Source organism: Thermosynechococcus sp. QS41, from assembly GCF_031583515.1.
Lineage (GTDB): Bacteria > Cyanobacteriota > Cyanobacteriia > Thermosynechococcales > Thermosynechococcaceae > Thermosynechococcus.
In genome coordinates, this window is sequence record NZ_CP134181.1 from 2051317 (window position 1) to 2065212 (window position 13896).

The window sequence follows — 13896 nt, forward strand, 5'->3', positions numbered from 1 at the left end:
CCCTAGGGGAAAAAGAGGAAATTTAGGCCATCGTCGGCATTTGCAGGCGAGCAAAAATCATGCGGCCTGCCGAGGTTTGCAGGGCACTGGTCACAACCACCGACAACTGATCGCCAATGTGATCCACCCCCTCTTCGACAACCACCATCGTGCCATCCTCAAGGTAGCCCACCCCTTGCGCTGGTTCTTTCCCTTCCTTGAGAATCTTCAACTCCAGCGTATCGCCGGGGAGGTAGATGGGGCGCAGGGCTTGCGCTAACTCGTTGACGTTAAAGACATCCACTTTTTGGAAGCGGGCAACTTTGTTGAGATTCAAATCATTGGTGACAAGGGTGCCATTGATCTCTTGGCACAGGCGCACCAGCTTGGCATCCACCGTTGTTAATTCTGGATAGTCTGCGGAGTGAATGATAATGCGATCGCCCAAACTGGCTTGGAGACGATTGAGAACATCGAGACCCCGCCGACCGCGAATCCGTTTTTGCTCATTCCCCGCATCGGCAATGAGTTGCAGCTCCTGAAGCACAAACTGGGGCACAATGATTTGCCCTTCGAGTACCCCGAGATTCAACAGTGCCTCAATGCGGCCATCAATAATGCAACTGGTGTCCAGTACCTTTGCTCGGGCAGGTTTGAGCATCCCCTCAGCCAAGAGACTGCTGGCAACGGCATTGGGGTTAATTAACCGCAGCAGGGCAGGCCCGTGACTATCGGCCAAGGTGGTTCCCGAATAGGCAAAGACAATACTGGTGAGAACAGCAATCAGGGGTTTAATAAAGGAAAAATCTTTGGGAATGGGCAACAGGAAAATCGGTGCCAGCATCAAGTTGGCCAAGAGCAACCCTACCACCAGACCCACGGCTCGCGACAAGAGCGTTTCTGGGGGCAATTGGCGGATACTGCGCTCAAGACGATGGTAAAGGGACTGCAACAATAAACCAAGGGCAATGCCAACGATGGCGCCAAAGCCAGCCATGACCCACTGCAATCCCCGCACATTGGCCACTTGAGCAAGAACCGTTTCTGGGAGGAGGTCAATGCTGTTGAAGCCAACGGCAATTCCCATCACGACGATAATGAAGAGTAAGATGGTATCGAGCATTAGTTCGCTCCTGTCGCGCTGGACATCTCCATAGGCCATTACTTTAGGATTATACTTTTTTCTCTTTTGCTGCGGTGTTGGGCTGCTGCATATCGAGATGGCGACTAATGCGGGTACCGGCTCGGATGCCCTCAGCTTCCGCTTGAGGCCCCAGAATGGCCCGTGCTACCATACCACCGAGGGTCGCCCATAGCGTTTCCTTAGTGAAGGTTTGACTGGTTTTCACCCACCACTCTAGAAAAAGATGCAGGGATGGGGGAGGAGGTTCCTCAGGGGATGGCGCCGCCAACTGTCGCCCGAGATCTTCCCCCAGTTGCGAACCAACCATATTGCCCACTACGCGCCCGACGGTTTCGCCCACAGGCCCCAAGACCACTTGCCCTGCCAAACCGCCAGCAATTTCACCGGCGGTACCCCCGATTTTGTCACCGCTGTGAATCTCCAAAGCTTTCGCGACCCGTTCCGGCGTTTCCTCAAGGGCAGTAAATTGCAGTTGGGTGATTTGCTCCGTGGCTTCCATTCCTAATCGCGCACCAATCACACCGCCAACAAAGGTGCCCACTTGCACCCCCATGACCGCACCCGCAGGCCCCATAAACAGGCCACCCGCCGTTCCCCCCACCATGCCACCAAGAATATCGCCCACGTAGCCGCCCATGAGAAATCCGCCCATGGAGGTGAGTTTGTTGCCCACCTCTTCAGGTTCGAGATCAAAGGCGCGGGTGAGGTTTTGCAAGCCCTTATTGCCTTGGCCAATGATCTGGACATCCCCCCAAAATTGAATGGCCGCCAGCAGTTGTAGGGGCGTGATTTGCTCGAGGTGATACTCAATGGTAATTGAGGCGGCAAGGGGGTTAACGTGAACAGATTTGATCCCTTGGAGGGTTTTCAGATAGGCACTCAGGGAATCGCGAAAGGCAGCATCCGTTTTCAGTTCTTGAATCCGCAATCGCAGGCGATCGCCCGTGAGGTGCATGACTTCGGCAATCGGCGCAGTTTCGGCAGTGGCCATGGGAAACCCACCCAATAGGCTCTAGTTGCCGTTGTAGCACGCGCACCAAAGTAAGGAGGAAGATCTGTCAAAATGTTAAGGGAATCACACACAGAGTGAATGACCATGACAGCTACGGTAAAGGTCGAACATCTCAAGAAGTCCTACGGTCCCATTACAGCGGTGGCCGATGTCTCCTTTAGCGCCCATCAAGGGGAAATTTTTGGGGTGCTGGGGCCAAATGGCTCAGGGAAAACGACAACACTGCGCTGTCTGTGTACCCTCTCGCGACCGGATGCTGGGGTATTGGAAGTCTGTGGTCTTTCGGTTCTCCACCAACCTCATTTAGTGCGCCAAAAATTAGGCTATGTGGCTCAGGAGGTGGCGCTTGATAAAATCCTCACGGGTCAGGAATTTCTAGAATTACAGGCGGCGCTGTACCACATTCCCCGTGCCCTGATTCCAGAGCGCATTGAAGCAGTGCTGGCACGGTTGGATTTATTGGAATGGCGCGATCGCCAGTGTGGTACCTACTCGGGTGGTATTCGCAAACGCTTTGATCTCGCAGCAGGACTACTGCATCAACCCCAAGTGCTTGTCTTGGATGAACCCACCGTAGGCCTCGACATTGAAAGTCGCCAAGTGATTTGGGATGTGCTGCGGGATCTCAAGGCTCAAGGACTGACGATTATCTTGACCAGCCACTACCTTGAGGAAGTGGATCTCCTTAGCGATCGCTTGGTGATTCTCGATCAGGGGCGGGTGATTGCCAGTGGCTCTCCCGAGGAACTCAAGGCCAATATTGGGGGCGATCGCGTCACGTTGCGGGTACGAGAATTTACACCGCGTCAAGAGGCACAAATGGCCCAGGCCCTTCTTAGTCAATTGGACTGCGTGAAATCGGCGCTGATTAATGCCAACCAAGGCAACTCCTTGAATCTGGTGGTCACAGATGCGGCTGTGGCGATCGCAGCCATTAGAAGGGCGCTAGAGGAAGCAGGACTCCCCCTCTTTAGCGTGGCGCAGTCACGACCCAGTTTAGATGATGTCTATTTGGCCGCCACGGGTCAAACCCTCTTGGATGCCGACTTGGCAGCAGCGGCGCAGCGGGACAGCAAACAGTTGAAAAAAGAGGCCATGCAACGCTAATGGGGCAGCCAATTCTTTGGGTTCATGGAGACTGCCTCGACCCCACGGCGCCCATCTTTGACCGCTATCCCAAGGCGCCGGCCATTTTTGTTTGGGATGTAGCGCTCCTCAAGGAGTGGCAAATTCGCCTGAAGCGGCTGGTCTTTCTCTATGAGTGCCTGCTGGATCTCCCCGTGGCAATGTACCGGGGTGAGGTCGCTCCCTTGGTGAATGCCTTTGTTGAGGTGCACGGGGGCGATCGCGTGGTAACAATGGCCAGTCCTAGCCCTCGCTTTCGCGCCATTTGTCAGCAATTGGCCTATCCAGTGGAGATCCTAGAGCCAGAACCCTTTGTCACGTTACCTGCCAATGCCGATTTGAAGCGATTCTTTCGTTATTGGAAGTTGGCAAAACCCCGCTTGGGACTATAAAAGATGCTGGCGATCGCCCGATCCCTTGAGAAGATGCCTTGGCAGCCGCGATTCTCCCTGTTGGATCGCTATATTCTGCGGGAGATGATTCGCCCCTTTGTCTTTGGTTTTGGCATTTTTACGGCGATCGCTGCCGTTATTGGTACAGTGTTCTACCTCATTCGCAATATGGTGGAGCACAACCTTGGCATCCTCAGTGCCCTTCAAGTCTTTTTTCTGCGTTTGCCCACCTTTGCGGTGCTGGGCATTCCCATGGCGATGCTCTTTGGTTCGCTCCTTGCCTATAGTCAACTCTCCCGTCGCAGTGAACTGATTGCTTGCAAAAGCTGTGGGGTGAGTCCGCTGCGTTTAGTGCGACCGGCGCTCCTAGCGGGGTTCTGTGCCTTGCTCTTTACCTTTGCCCTCAATGAACTGGTGGCTCCCCCCATGGCCTACCGCGCCATCAAGACCTTGGAAGTGGCGATTCAACGCCCCCAACCTACCTTTCAAACCCGCAATATCTTCTACCGTCGTTTTGCTGGGGGGCAGCTTCAGCAACTCTTTTTTGCCCATCGTTTTGATGGCGAGGTCATGGGTCAAGTGACGGTGTTGAACTTTGAGCAGGGGCAATTGCGAGAAATTATTACGGCGCAGGAAGCCCAGTGGCAGGGTTCGGCGTGGCTGTTTCGGCAGGGCACCTACCACCACCTGACCCGCGATCGCGACTATGACGTGGCCGAGACCTTCTCAGAACGAACATTTGCCTACCCCCGCACTCCCCTTGATTTGGCCATGGAAACGCGGGCACCAGAGTTTATGACTAGCCGCGAAATCTATCAGTACTTGCAAGTTTTGGCGGAAAGTGGCGATGCCAAACGTCTGCGGCAGTGGCGGGTGCAGTTGCAGGAAAAGCTCTCCCTTCCCTTTTTGTGCCTGAGTTTTGCCGTTGTCGGTGCCGTTTTGGGCATCAGTTCTCCTCGCCAAGGACAGGGGCGTGCCTTTGGTCTCAGTGTGGCGATTATTTTTGGCTATTACGTTGCTGCCTTTATTTTCACCGCCTTTGGCGAGGGGGGAGCAGTGTCGCCCATCGTGGCCAGTTGGTTACCGAAGGTTGTCGTCAGCGCGATCGCCCTCGGCATGCTCTACCACGCCAATCGGCACTAGTAGGGAATCTGCCAATAGCGACAGGCCGCATGGGCAAGGGTCATCACGCCCACAGGGATAGCCTGTTCATCGACATCAAACTCCGGGTGATGCAGGGGATAGTTGGGGCGATCGCGAAACCCCACCCCAAGGCGAAACATCGCACCGGGGGCATGCTCTAGGTACAGGGCAAAATCCTCTGCCCCAAGGGACGGTTCCGGCAAAATATGCACATGGGGGGCACCCACCACATCAGTCGCCGCCTCCGCCAGCAGTTGCGATAGGTAGGGCGTATTTTCCACCCCCGGTACGCCCCGCCGATAGTGGAGTTGGTAACGGGCACCGTAGGCATGGCAGACATTGGCCACAATTTGCTCAATCCAGGTCGGGAGAGTGGCACGGGTTTCTGGATGGAGCGATCGCACCGTTCCCTGAAGCGTCACCTGATCGGCAATGACATTGGCAGCCCGTCCCCCTTGAATTTTGCCAAAGGTGACCACCACGGGTCGCAGGGGATTCTGCGTGCGGCTAATGGCCTGTTGCAAAGCACTGATCACTTGAGCGGCAATCCAAATCGCATCTACCGCTTCATGGGGGCGGGCACCGTGGCCCGATTCTCCCAAAATCGTTAACTCAATGTCATCGGCAGCCGCCGTCAACGCCCCATAGCGTACCGCTACTTCCCCCGCTGGAATGGTGGGAAACACATGGAGCGACAAAATGGCACTCACCTCTTTCATCGCGCCATCGGCAATCATCCAACTCGCCCCTTGGGCAATTTCTTCCGCTGGTTGAAAAATAAACCGCACCCGGCCGGGGAACTCCTCCTTGAGGGCTGCTAACACCATTGCCGTGCCCAGACCCACCGTGGTGTGGACATCGTGACCACAGGCGTGCATCACCCCGCTATGTTTTGAGCTAAACTCGAGTCCAGTGCGCTCTTGAATCGGCAGGGCATCCATATCGGCGCGAATGGCCAAGAGCCGCTGTTTTTTAGGATTCCCCGCCAGTTCCGCAATCACCCCCACTTTGCCCACATCCTGCTGTACGGTTAAGCCGGCGGAGGAAAGTACCCCCGCCACGTAGGCAGCCGTTTGATGTTCTTGACCACTCAATTCGGGGTAGCGGTGCAGATGGCGACGAATTTCAATGAGACGGGGGGTGAGGGTTTGGGTAATCTGGCGAATCCGAGCAAGCATAGCGCAGCCGTGGCGATATTTTTGTATCCTATCGAATCTCAGGAATTGCCGGTTGCCCACTCCTGATAGGGGTGCTCCGCTAAGTAGGCATTGGTATAGCGGGGGTCGTCGGTCACCTCAAGGCCAATCCAAGGGGGTAGAGTCAGGGGATAGTTAGCACGGGGCAATTCAATTTCTGCCAAAATCAGGCCAGTACAGGCGCCAGTAAATTCATCCACTTCCCAACACAGATCACCCGCCGGAATACGATAGCGGTTTTTCTGGATGATGGGTTGTAGGCACAATTCCGCGAGGAGTTCCCTTGCATCAGCAACGGGGATAGCATACTCATACTCACGGCGTTGGCCACCGCTGGCTTTGCCCTTGATCGTGATCCATGCCTCCTCCCCCGCAAGACGCACCCGCACCGTGCGCTCAGGAACTGTGGACAGGTAGCCTTGGGCAAATTGGGACACACTTGTGACCAGCGATCGCCATTCTTCGCCTATGACAAGGAACTTGCGCTCAATTTCGATGCCCATTGCCTAGACCGCTGTGGTAAATGAACCGTGGAGACCATAGGGAATGTGGTGTTTCAAGCGCAATCGTGCCACTGGCCCGGCGCTAATGGCTGCCGCATCAAAGATGAGTAACTGCGATTTGTGGCAACTGGCATCATACACCACCTGCAAAAGCCAGCCATCTTCTTCCCCTTGGGCACCCTGCCAGAGAAAGTCACCCTTTTGCAGACCCCGCGGGACAAAAATGGGTTCACTGGCAAAGCCACGCGGCGCCGCCGACCAAAATTGTTCCTCCCCCGTCTGGCGATCGCACCGCCACAGAGCCTGGAGAGGCGCATTGGTTTTCGGATCATGCCCTGCCGCCAAATAGGTGTAGCGATAGGGTTGCCCCACCTTGGCCGGATGCACTACGGGAAATTCACAGGGGCGATCGCTGACCACTTGCCAATCCACCGCCTTGGTTTTGGGGTTCAATTGAATCCGCCACAGCAGGCTTGAGGGCAGCGCCGCAAAATTCACCTCCCGAAAATCCATGCCCGGTTCGAGATTGGGAAAGTGGCTGTAGGCAATGGACTCCACATGAATTTCATCCCCAGCTTCGTAGGCATTGGCATGGTGAAAGACAAAACAGGCGGGCATCGTCAACATCTGGGGAGTCCCACCCCGACGAGGCAGCAGCCAAACCCGTGTCGGTTCCTGCGCATGGAATTGAATGCACTGGGCAGCGCCCCGCAGTCCCAGCAGATAGGGCAGCGGATTTAACTGCACTGGATTTTGAAAGACAATGGCGTAGTTGGGGGTCAGGGCAAAGTCATGGATAAAAGCAAACCCCGGAATCTGAAATACGGGTTGCGAGACACACTGACCACTGGCATCAAATTCATAGAGTGTAATGCGGGTGCTGAGGCCGGGCTTGACACCAAAATTCACGAGCCGCTGCGTCTGAGGATCAAAGCGGGGATGCGCTGCAAAGGCATCCCTCTCCTTGAGGAGACCCCCTAGGTTGTCGAGGCCAATGGTTTCTAGGGTCACAGGGTCAAGGCAGTAGGGCAGACCGGCTTCCCAGAGCGCCAGTAATTTGCCCCCCCAATAGATCACATGGGTATTGGCAATGTTTTTGACCCGGGTATCGAGGAAATTGGCCAGCCAGCCCCCCGGTTTTTGGGTGCCAAAGACACCGCGATAGAGAAGGCGATTGGCCTTTTCCTCCGCCAAAAATCCGGCGGTACGCACGTAGCGATTGCGAAAATGCACCCGTCCCTTCTCAAAGCGAAAAGCACAGATCATGCCGTCGCCATCAAAGGGATGGGCTAAGGGCACTCCCCCGCGCTCCAACCGTCCAGGGCCATTGCGGTAGAGCGTTCCCACCAAATCCGTGGGCACCGTACCTTCGACATCCTCAATCCAATAGTCATATTCTTGGGTGAGAGATTCGGTCCCCCCCCGCCAATCCGCCATCGTGTAGGGGCGATCTAAAACTCCAGTCATGAGACACTTGGCTCCAACTCAACAGTGACAGAGGATGGAGAGGCGGGCGCCGGCACCTGCTGCGGCAACCAGTTCAACAGGGGTAGGGGCAATAGCGTACTCAGGTTGGTAATGAGCACCAGCAGCCAGAGGCGATCGAAGTTATGCTCGGTAATCCCCAGCCAGTGGGTCAGCAGTGCCCCCAACTCATGGGAGACCAGATTGGCAAGGTTGCTAATGGACATCAGCAGCGCAAAGAGGGTGGCCTCAATCCCCGGCGGACACAGCCGCGCCGCCAACACGAGTACCGGCATAAAGGCAATCTGCCCCATAACTGCCAAAATGAGGCTATCCCCCAAGCTAAACCACTGGTCACTAATGCCCCATTGGCGATTGAGGTGGGTGACCAAAATCAAGCTAGAGAGTCCCAAAAGGGCTGAGAGAATCGTGCTCCAGAAAAAAATGGTACGAATGGGCAGCGTTTTCAAGTAGCGCTGGAAAATCCACACCCCCAAGAGGGAGGCGATGCTAGTGACAAGGCGCACCCGCCCCAAAAACTCCGCCTCAAAGCCCAATTCATTCGTTGTGAAGAAAAAGAAGGCTGATTCCGAGCCGGGGGTGGCTTGCCAGAGGAAGAGAAACGCCACCGGCAACCAAATCCGTTTTTGCATCATTGCTTGGCGCACACGGTTGATGTGCTCCCAAGTCTGACGCAGTTGAGGCCGAGCCGTAACCCGTGCTTCGGCGATCGCCCACGCAACCCCCGACATCAAGAGCGGAAACGCCGCTGTAATTTGAAACACTGTACGCGGACTAAACCACTGCAACAGTTGGCCACTAAAGTAAGCGGTGAGGATGCCCCCCACGGCAGTCGCTGCCCAGCTTAGGGATTGCAGCGTTCCCATTTCAGTCGCCGATTCCTGGCGTGCCCGTTCCACCACCAGTGAATCGACAATCACATCACTGAGGGCGATCGCGATCGAGGCTGCGAGAATCGCTGCCGTTGCCTGCCAAGGGGTAGCCACCCACGTCCCCAAGCTCAACCACGCCCCACAGCCCAGCAAGCCCGACAGAACCAGATAGGAACGGCGACGAAATCCCAAAAGCGGCACACTATCAGAAATGAGGCCAAACACCGGCTTAATGACCCAAGGCAGCGCAGCCACACCCATTAATGCTGCCACTTCCGCCGGCGACAGCCCCAACTCATCCTTAAAGAAAAAGCTAATGGCCAGCCGTGCTAAGCCCAACACCCCTTGGACAAAATACACCAGCAAAATGGCTAAGAGTTCGCCACTGGGTTCTTGCCCAAAAAGGAGCGTCTCCTTGAGCCACTGAAACCAGCGTTGAGGTTGCGAAGGTTGAACTAACATTACCAAATGTTAAGCAACAGCATTGCCTCCATCATATCCAGACAAGCTGAAAATTGCTAACACGGGTACTCTTCATTGGCTCCTAGACTCGCAAGAGACGCTAATGGCGGTTATTTGGCAACCTCCAGTTGATCGAGGCGCAGCCAAACTGTAGGGGTGGGCACTGGAAATTTAATCTGCGCATAGTCACCGCGAATCTCCACCACCTCGCCCCGTCCCTCAAAGAGATAGGGGGGATAGCGATGATCACTGGCTAGGGCCTCAACACTGTTGGCCAATTTTTCAGCAACGACCTTTACCAAATCTCCCTTTTTAATCGCCATAGGAAACCCTAACGCTGCTCAGCCCACATTCTATCCTAAGGAGAATCGCCAAGGGCTTTAAGTCTGTTGATGAATCCAATTGCCAAACCTTAACCAAGGGGAAACGCCACCTCAGTCCTTCACTGCCATTCATCGGGCACTGCCAAAACAGTAGCCCCTAGAAAATGAGCAACAAAAAGAACAGGGGTCTGAACCAAGACGAAGTTCTTTGGCGATAGACTACGCTTAAGCACCACACTACCTAAGGAAAGCCTTGCATGGACTGTATTCCAGTGATTCTATCCGGGGGATCAGGCAGTCGCCTTTGGCCCTTATCGCGCCAAGCCCACCCCAAACAGTTTATGCGTTTAACAGCCGAAGGGCAGAGTCTGCTACAACAAACGTGGCAACGGTTACAGGGGTTGCCCCATCTTCATCCCCCGGTGATCGTGGCCAATGACGCCCATCGCTTTCTTGTGGCAGAACAATTTCAAGAGCTAGGGGTGACACCAACGCGGATTTTGCTTGAACCCTTGGGGCGCAATACGGCTCCTGCGATTACCCTTGCTGCGCTCTACGTCACAGAAGTCCTCGCCACCGATGCCATTCTTTTGGTGCTACCAGCGGATCATTTAATTCAGGATGTTGCCGCCTTTCAGCAGGGGCTACAACGGGCACTGGCACCCGCCACCAAGGACTGGTTAGTGACCTTTGGCATTACCCCCACCTCTCCCCATACAGGCTACGGCTACATTCGGCGGGGGGAAGCCCTCAGTGAGGCCCACACCTATCGGGTGGCAGAGTTTGTCGAAAAACCCGATTTGGCAACGGCAGAGGCTTATCTAGCGGATGGCCATTACCTTTGGAATAGCGGTATGTTTCTCTTCCGCGCCCAGAGCTTCTTAGCAGAATTGGCACAGCAGCAGCCAGACATTTTGCACCATTGCCGCTTGGCACTGCGGGAGGGACAGGAGGATTTGGACTTTATCCGCTTGGCCAAAGCACCCTTGAGTCAGTGTCCCAGTTTATCGGTGGACTATGGGGTGATGGAAAAGACGCAAAAAGCAGCGGTAGTGCCCCTAGAGTGCGGCTGGAGTGATGTGGGGTCTTGGTCGAGTCTGTGGGAGGTGACACCCAAGGATGAATTTGGCAACAGTTGCCGTGGCAATGTCCTTCTCTATAGCAGCAAAGAGTGCTTTGTTCACAGTCAGCATCGCTTGGTGACCCTACTGGGGGTGGACGATCTGATCGTTGTGGAAACAGCCGATGCCGTTCTCATTGCCCATCAGAAGGCAGCACAACAAGTCAAACAAGTGGTGGAGCAACTGCAAGCGCAAGGGCGCCCGGAGGCGGACAACCATCCCGTCGTCTATCGTCCTTGGGGGCACTACACTGCGATTGATGCTGGTCATCGCTTTCAAGTGAAGCGGATTACGGTCAAGCCGGGGGCGAGTCTTTCGCTGCAACAGCACCATCACCGCGCAGAACATTGGATTGTTGTCAGTGGTACAGCGGAAGTTACCTGCAATGGCAAAACGTTTCTGCTGACGGAGAATGAGTCCACCTATATCCCTGTGGGCGCTGTGCACCGCTTGGCCAATCCGGGGAAAATTCCCCTTGAAATGATTGAAGTGCAGTCGGGAGCCTATCTTGGCGAAGATGATATTGTCCGCTTTGAGGATCGCTATGGTCGCGAGACAGGGCGATAACCGCTGGGCAAACCCTTAGACCGCTAGCCAAGCGATCGCCACCCCAAGGGCGGAACCAACGATGACTTGAATGGGGGTGTGCCCCAATAACTCCTTGAGGCGGGCTTCTGCCAATTCGTGCCCATCTTGGAAAAATTCATCAACAATTTGATTGAGAATGCGGGCTTGTTTACCAGCGGCTTGGCGCACCCCGGCCGCATCGTACATGACAATGCAGGCAAAGACAACGGCGATCGCAAACTCAATGCTATCCCAGCCCCGCTGCAGCCCCACCCCAGTCGCCAAAGCAGTAACAAGGGCGGAATGGGAACTGGGCATGCCCCCCGTTTCCACCAGAACGCGGAAATTGAGCTTGCGGTGTTTGGCAATGTCAATCAGTAACTTGAGCATTTGGGCGATCGCGCTGGCGGCGAAAGCGACCCAGAGGACATGGTTAGCCAGTAGCTCACGAAGACCGTCCATCATGGTTACGGACAAGGACAAACTCTGCGCCCATCCTAACCCACTTCGGGATCGTTAATGACTGCGGCTGGTAATGTAGTCGGCGATCGCCTGCAAAGGAACGGCGGCTGCCCCATACACAGCCAACTCTGCCTTCGCCTCTGCCACCAAGCGTTCAGCCTCTTGGCGAGATTTTTCCAGACCCCACAGGCGCGGGTACGTCATTTTTTGGGCGGCCACATCTTTACCAACGGTTTTACCGAGGACATCGCGGGTCGAAGTAATATCCAAAATGTCATCCACAATCTGGAACGCCAAGCCAATATTTGCCGCATAGCGCGACAGGCGAGCCACATCAGATTCATTCGCCCCCGTCAGTAATGCCCCAGAAACCACAGAGGCCTCCAGTAATGCCCCCGTTTTGTGGGAGTGGATAAAGTGCAGCGTTTCTAGACCAATGTTCGGCTGCCCTTCACACTCCAAGTCCACCACTTGACCGCCCACCAATCCCGTTGCTGCCACCGCATGCCCCAACCGCGCCACAATTTTCAGCAGATATTCTGCGGGCACGTTTTTCGTTTGTTCCACCACATATTCAAAGGCATAGGCCAGTAAGCCATCCCCCGCCAGAATGGCAATATCTTCGCCATAGACTTTGTGATTTGTGGGCTTGCCGCGACGGTAGTCATCATTGTCCATAGCCGGCAGATCATCGTGGATCAGCGACATCGTGTGGATCATCTCTAGGGCACAGGCGGTGGGCATGGCCATTTCCACGGTGCCCCCCATCAGTTCACAGGTGGCCAAGCAGAGAATTGGGCGCAGCCGTTTGCCCCCTGCCATCAGTGAATAGCGCATCGCATCGTAAATTTTCTCTGGGTAGGCAACGGGGATCGATGCTTCGAGGGCCGCTTCCACAAGGGCTTGGCGTTCTTTGAGGTAGGCCTTGAGATCAAATGTGCCGGCGGGATGGACTTGGGGGGGATCAGCGGAAATCATGAACAACTCCTCAGGGTGCGGGCGGCATAGAGGTCAACGAGAGCAGGGGCTTGTGCCAGTTGTGACGGCGACAATAGCTCCATACAGTATTGTGCAACAACATGGCAACGGTCATCGGACCGACGCCCCCCGGAACAGGGGTAATATAACTGGCCACAGCACAGGCAGCCTCATAGTCCACATCGCCCCAGAGACTCGATTTGCCGTCGGGGCGTTGAATGCGATTAATCCCGACATCAATGACCACTGCCCCCGGCCGAATCATGTCGGCAGTAATCCGCCGCGGCTGTCCCATCGCTGTGACTAAAATCTCAGCACTACGGGTGACACTGGCAAGATCACGGGTGCGCGAGTGGGCGATCGTCACCGTTGCATTGGCAGTGAGTAACATCAAGGCCAAGGGCTTGCCGACCAAAATACTGCGACCCACGACCACTGCCGAGCGACCTGCAACATCAATGCCATAGGCGACCAAAAGCTGCATCACTCCAGCAGGCGTACAACTGCGCAGTCCCGGTTCATCGCGCACGAGCCGACCGAGATTTTCGGGATGCAGGCCATCCACATCTTTATCCGGATGAATCGCGTATAGCAGGGGACGGGGATCAAGGTGGGGTGGTAGGGGTAATTGCAGCAGAATGCCATCCACCCGTTCGTCCTGATTTAGCTCAGTAATTCTGGCCAATAAATCCGCTTCTGTAATGGTGGCCGGTAAATGGGCACCAAAGGATTGAATCCCGACGCGGCCACAGGCTTGTTCTTTGGCACGGACATACACGGCACTGGCGGGATCATCACCAACCCGCAACACGGCCAACCCAGGCGATCGCCCCCACTGGGCTTGAAACGTCCGCACATGATCAGCCAACTGGCGTTCAATGGACTGGGCTAAGGATTTGCCATCAAGGCAGGCAGCGGAGTTTGCAACCAAAGGACACCTTAAAATTGATCAATCACGAAAGTCTAGGGTTGAGTTGCCGAATGCGTTTCCATCGGTTGGCAACAACATCGAACTAGTTTACCTCAAACAGGGAACACCAAGGCTAGCATTGATCAAGTTCTCTCTGCTAAGCCACCGTAGATAGGGAATTGCGCCAGAAGAGTTAACGAATTGTGCCAAAGGCTTAAGAAT

General features: G+C 55.2%; 14 protein-coding genes. 4 read left to right on the forward strand and 10 right to left on the reverse strand.

Annotated elements, in window-relative coordinates:
• Positions 1-22 precede the first annotated feature (22 nt).
• Together RHJ80_RS10120 and RHJ80_RS10125 are read right to left on the reverse strand one after the other, a co-directional pair.
• Positions 23-1102 carry a PIN/TRAM domain-containing protein gene (locus tag RHJ80_RS10120; RefSeq protein ID WP_310800921.1) on the reverse strand — a complete coding sequence of 360 codons (1080 nt, stop codon included), beginning with the start codon at positions 1100-1102 and terminating at the stop codon, positions 23-25.
• 49 nt (positions 1103-1151) lie between these two features.
• A complete protein-coding gene (locus tag RHJ80_RS10125; RefSeq protein ID WP_310800186.1) occupies positions 1152-2114 on the reverse strand; it encodes an HMA2 domain-containing protein in 963 nt (320 codons plus the stop codon).
• Between the two features lie 105 nt (positions 2115-2219).
• Here RHJ80_RS10125 and RHJ80_RS10130 point away from each other — a divergent pair, with 105 nt between their 5' ends.
• From RHJ80_RS10130 to RHJ80_RS10140, 3 genes are read left to right on the forward strand one after another with little or no spacing between them, the layout of a single operon-like run.
• The gene (locus tag RHJ80_RS10130; protein ID WP_310800187.1) at positions 2220-3242 is read left to right on the forward strand and encodes an ATP-binding cassette domain-containing protein; all 1023 of its coding nucleotides are present in this window, start codon (positions 2220-2222) and stop codon (positions 3240-3242) included.
• Entirely contained in the window at positions 3242-3652 is a 411-nt protein-coding gene (locus tag RHJ80_RS10135) for a hypothetical protein (protein ID WP_310800922.1), read from the forward strand. The genes RHJ80_RS10130 and RHJ80_RS10135 overlap by 1 nt, the downstream gene beginning before the upstream one ends.
• 3 nt (positions 3653-3655) lie before the next feature.
• Positions 3656-4795, forward strand: a complete 1140-nt coding sequence (locus RHJ80_RS10140) for an LptF/LptG family permease (protein ID WP_310800923.1) — start codon at positions 3656-3658, stop codon at positions 4793-4795.
• Here RHJ80_RS10140 and RHJ80_RS10145 read toward each other — a convergent pair.
• The 5 genes from RHJ80_RS10145 to ndhO form a co-directional block, all read right to left on the reverse strand.
• The gene (locus RHJ80_RS10145) at positions 4792-5973 is read right to left on the reverse strand and encodes a M20 family metallopeptidase (RefSeq protein WP_206200069.1); all 1182 of its coding nucleotides are present in this window, start codon (positions 5971-5973) and stop codon (positions 4792-4794) included. The two genes, RHJ80_RS10140 and RHJ80_RS10145, sit on opposite strands and share 4 nt — an antisense overlap.
• A 38-nt stretch (positions 5974-6011) precedes the next feature.
• Positions 6012-6494, reverse strand: coding sequence for a CYTH domain-containing protein (locus RHJ80_RS10150; RefSeq protein WP_310800924.1), 483 nt, complete (start codon positions 6492-6494; stop codon positions 6012-6014).
• 3 nt (positions 6495-6497) lie between these two features.
• Entirely contained in the window at positions 6498-7961 is a 1464-nt protein-coding gene (locus RHJ80_RS10155) for a carotenoid oxygenase family protein (protein ID WP_310800925.1), read from the reverse strand.
• Positions 7958-9313, reverse strand: a complete 1356-nt coding sequence (locus tag RHJ80_RS10160; protein WP_310800926.1) for a folate/biopterin family MFS transporter — start codon at positions 9311-9313, stop codon at positions 7958-7960. The genes RHJ80_RS10155 and RHJ80_RS10160 overlap by 4 nt, the downstream gene beginning before the upstream one ends.
• A 110-nt stretch (positions 9314-9423) precedes the next feature.
• Positions 9424-9636, reverse strand: a complete 213-nt coding sequence (ndhO, locus tag RHJ80_RS10165) for a photosynthetic/respiratory NAD(P)H-quinone oxidoreductase subunit O (RefSeq protein ID WP_181494778.1) — start codon at positions 9634-9636, stop codon at positions 9424-9426.
• A 257-nt stretch (positions 9637-9893) separates the two neighbouring features.
• Between ndhO and RHJ80_RS10170 the strand changes: the two genes are divergently transcribed.
• Complete coding sequence (locus RHJ80_RS10170; protein ID WP_302678215.1) at positions 9894-11324, forward strand: mannose-1-phosphate guanylyltransferase/mannose-6-phosphate isomerase; 1431 nt, start codon at positions 9894-9896, stop codon at positions 11322-11324.
• A 15-nt stretch (positions 11325-11339) separates the two neighbouring features.
• Here the strand turns inward: RHJ80_RS10170 and RHJ80_RS10175 are convergent, their stop codons facing one another.
• Genes RHJ80_RS10175 through folD form a run of 3 tightly spaced genes read right to left on the reverse strand, consistent with a single transcriptional unit; the run spans position 11340 to position 13695 of the window.
• A complete protein-coding gene (locus RHJ80_RS10175) occupies positions 11340-11789 on the reverse strand; it encodes a divergent PAP2 family protein (RefSeq protein WP_149819142.1) in 450 nt (149 codons plus the stop codon).
• A gap of 51 nt (positions 11790-11840) precedes the next feature.
• Positions 11841-12764, reverse strand: coding sequence for a geranylgeranyl diphosphate synthase CrtE (gene crtE, locus RHJ80_RS10180; protein ID WP_149819144.1), 924 nt, complete (start codon positions 12762-12764; stop codon positions 11841-11843).
• A gap of 10 nt (positions 12765-12774) precedes the next feature.
• Positions 12775-13695, reverse strand: a complete 921-nt coding sequence (gene folD, locus RHJ80_RS10185; RefSeq protein WP_302678216.1) for a bifunctional methylenetetrahydrofolate dehydrogenase/methenyltetrahydrofolate cyclohydrolase FolD — start codon at positions 13693-13695, stop codon at positions 12775-12777.
• Between the last annotated feature and the right edge of the window lie 201 nt (positions 13696-13896).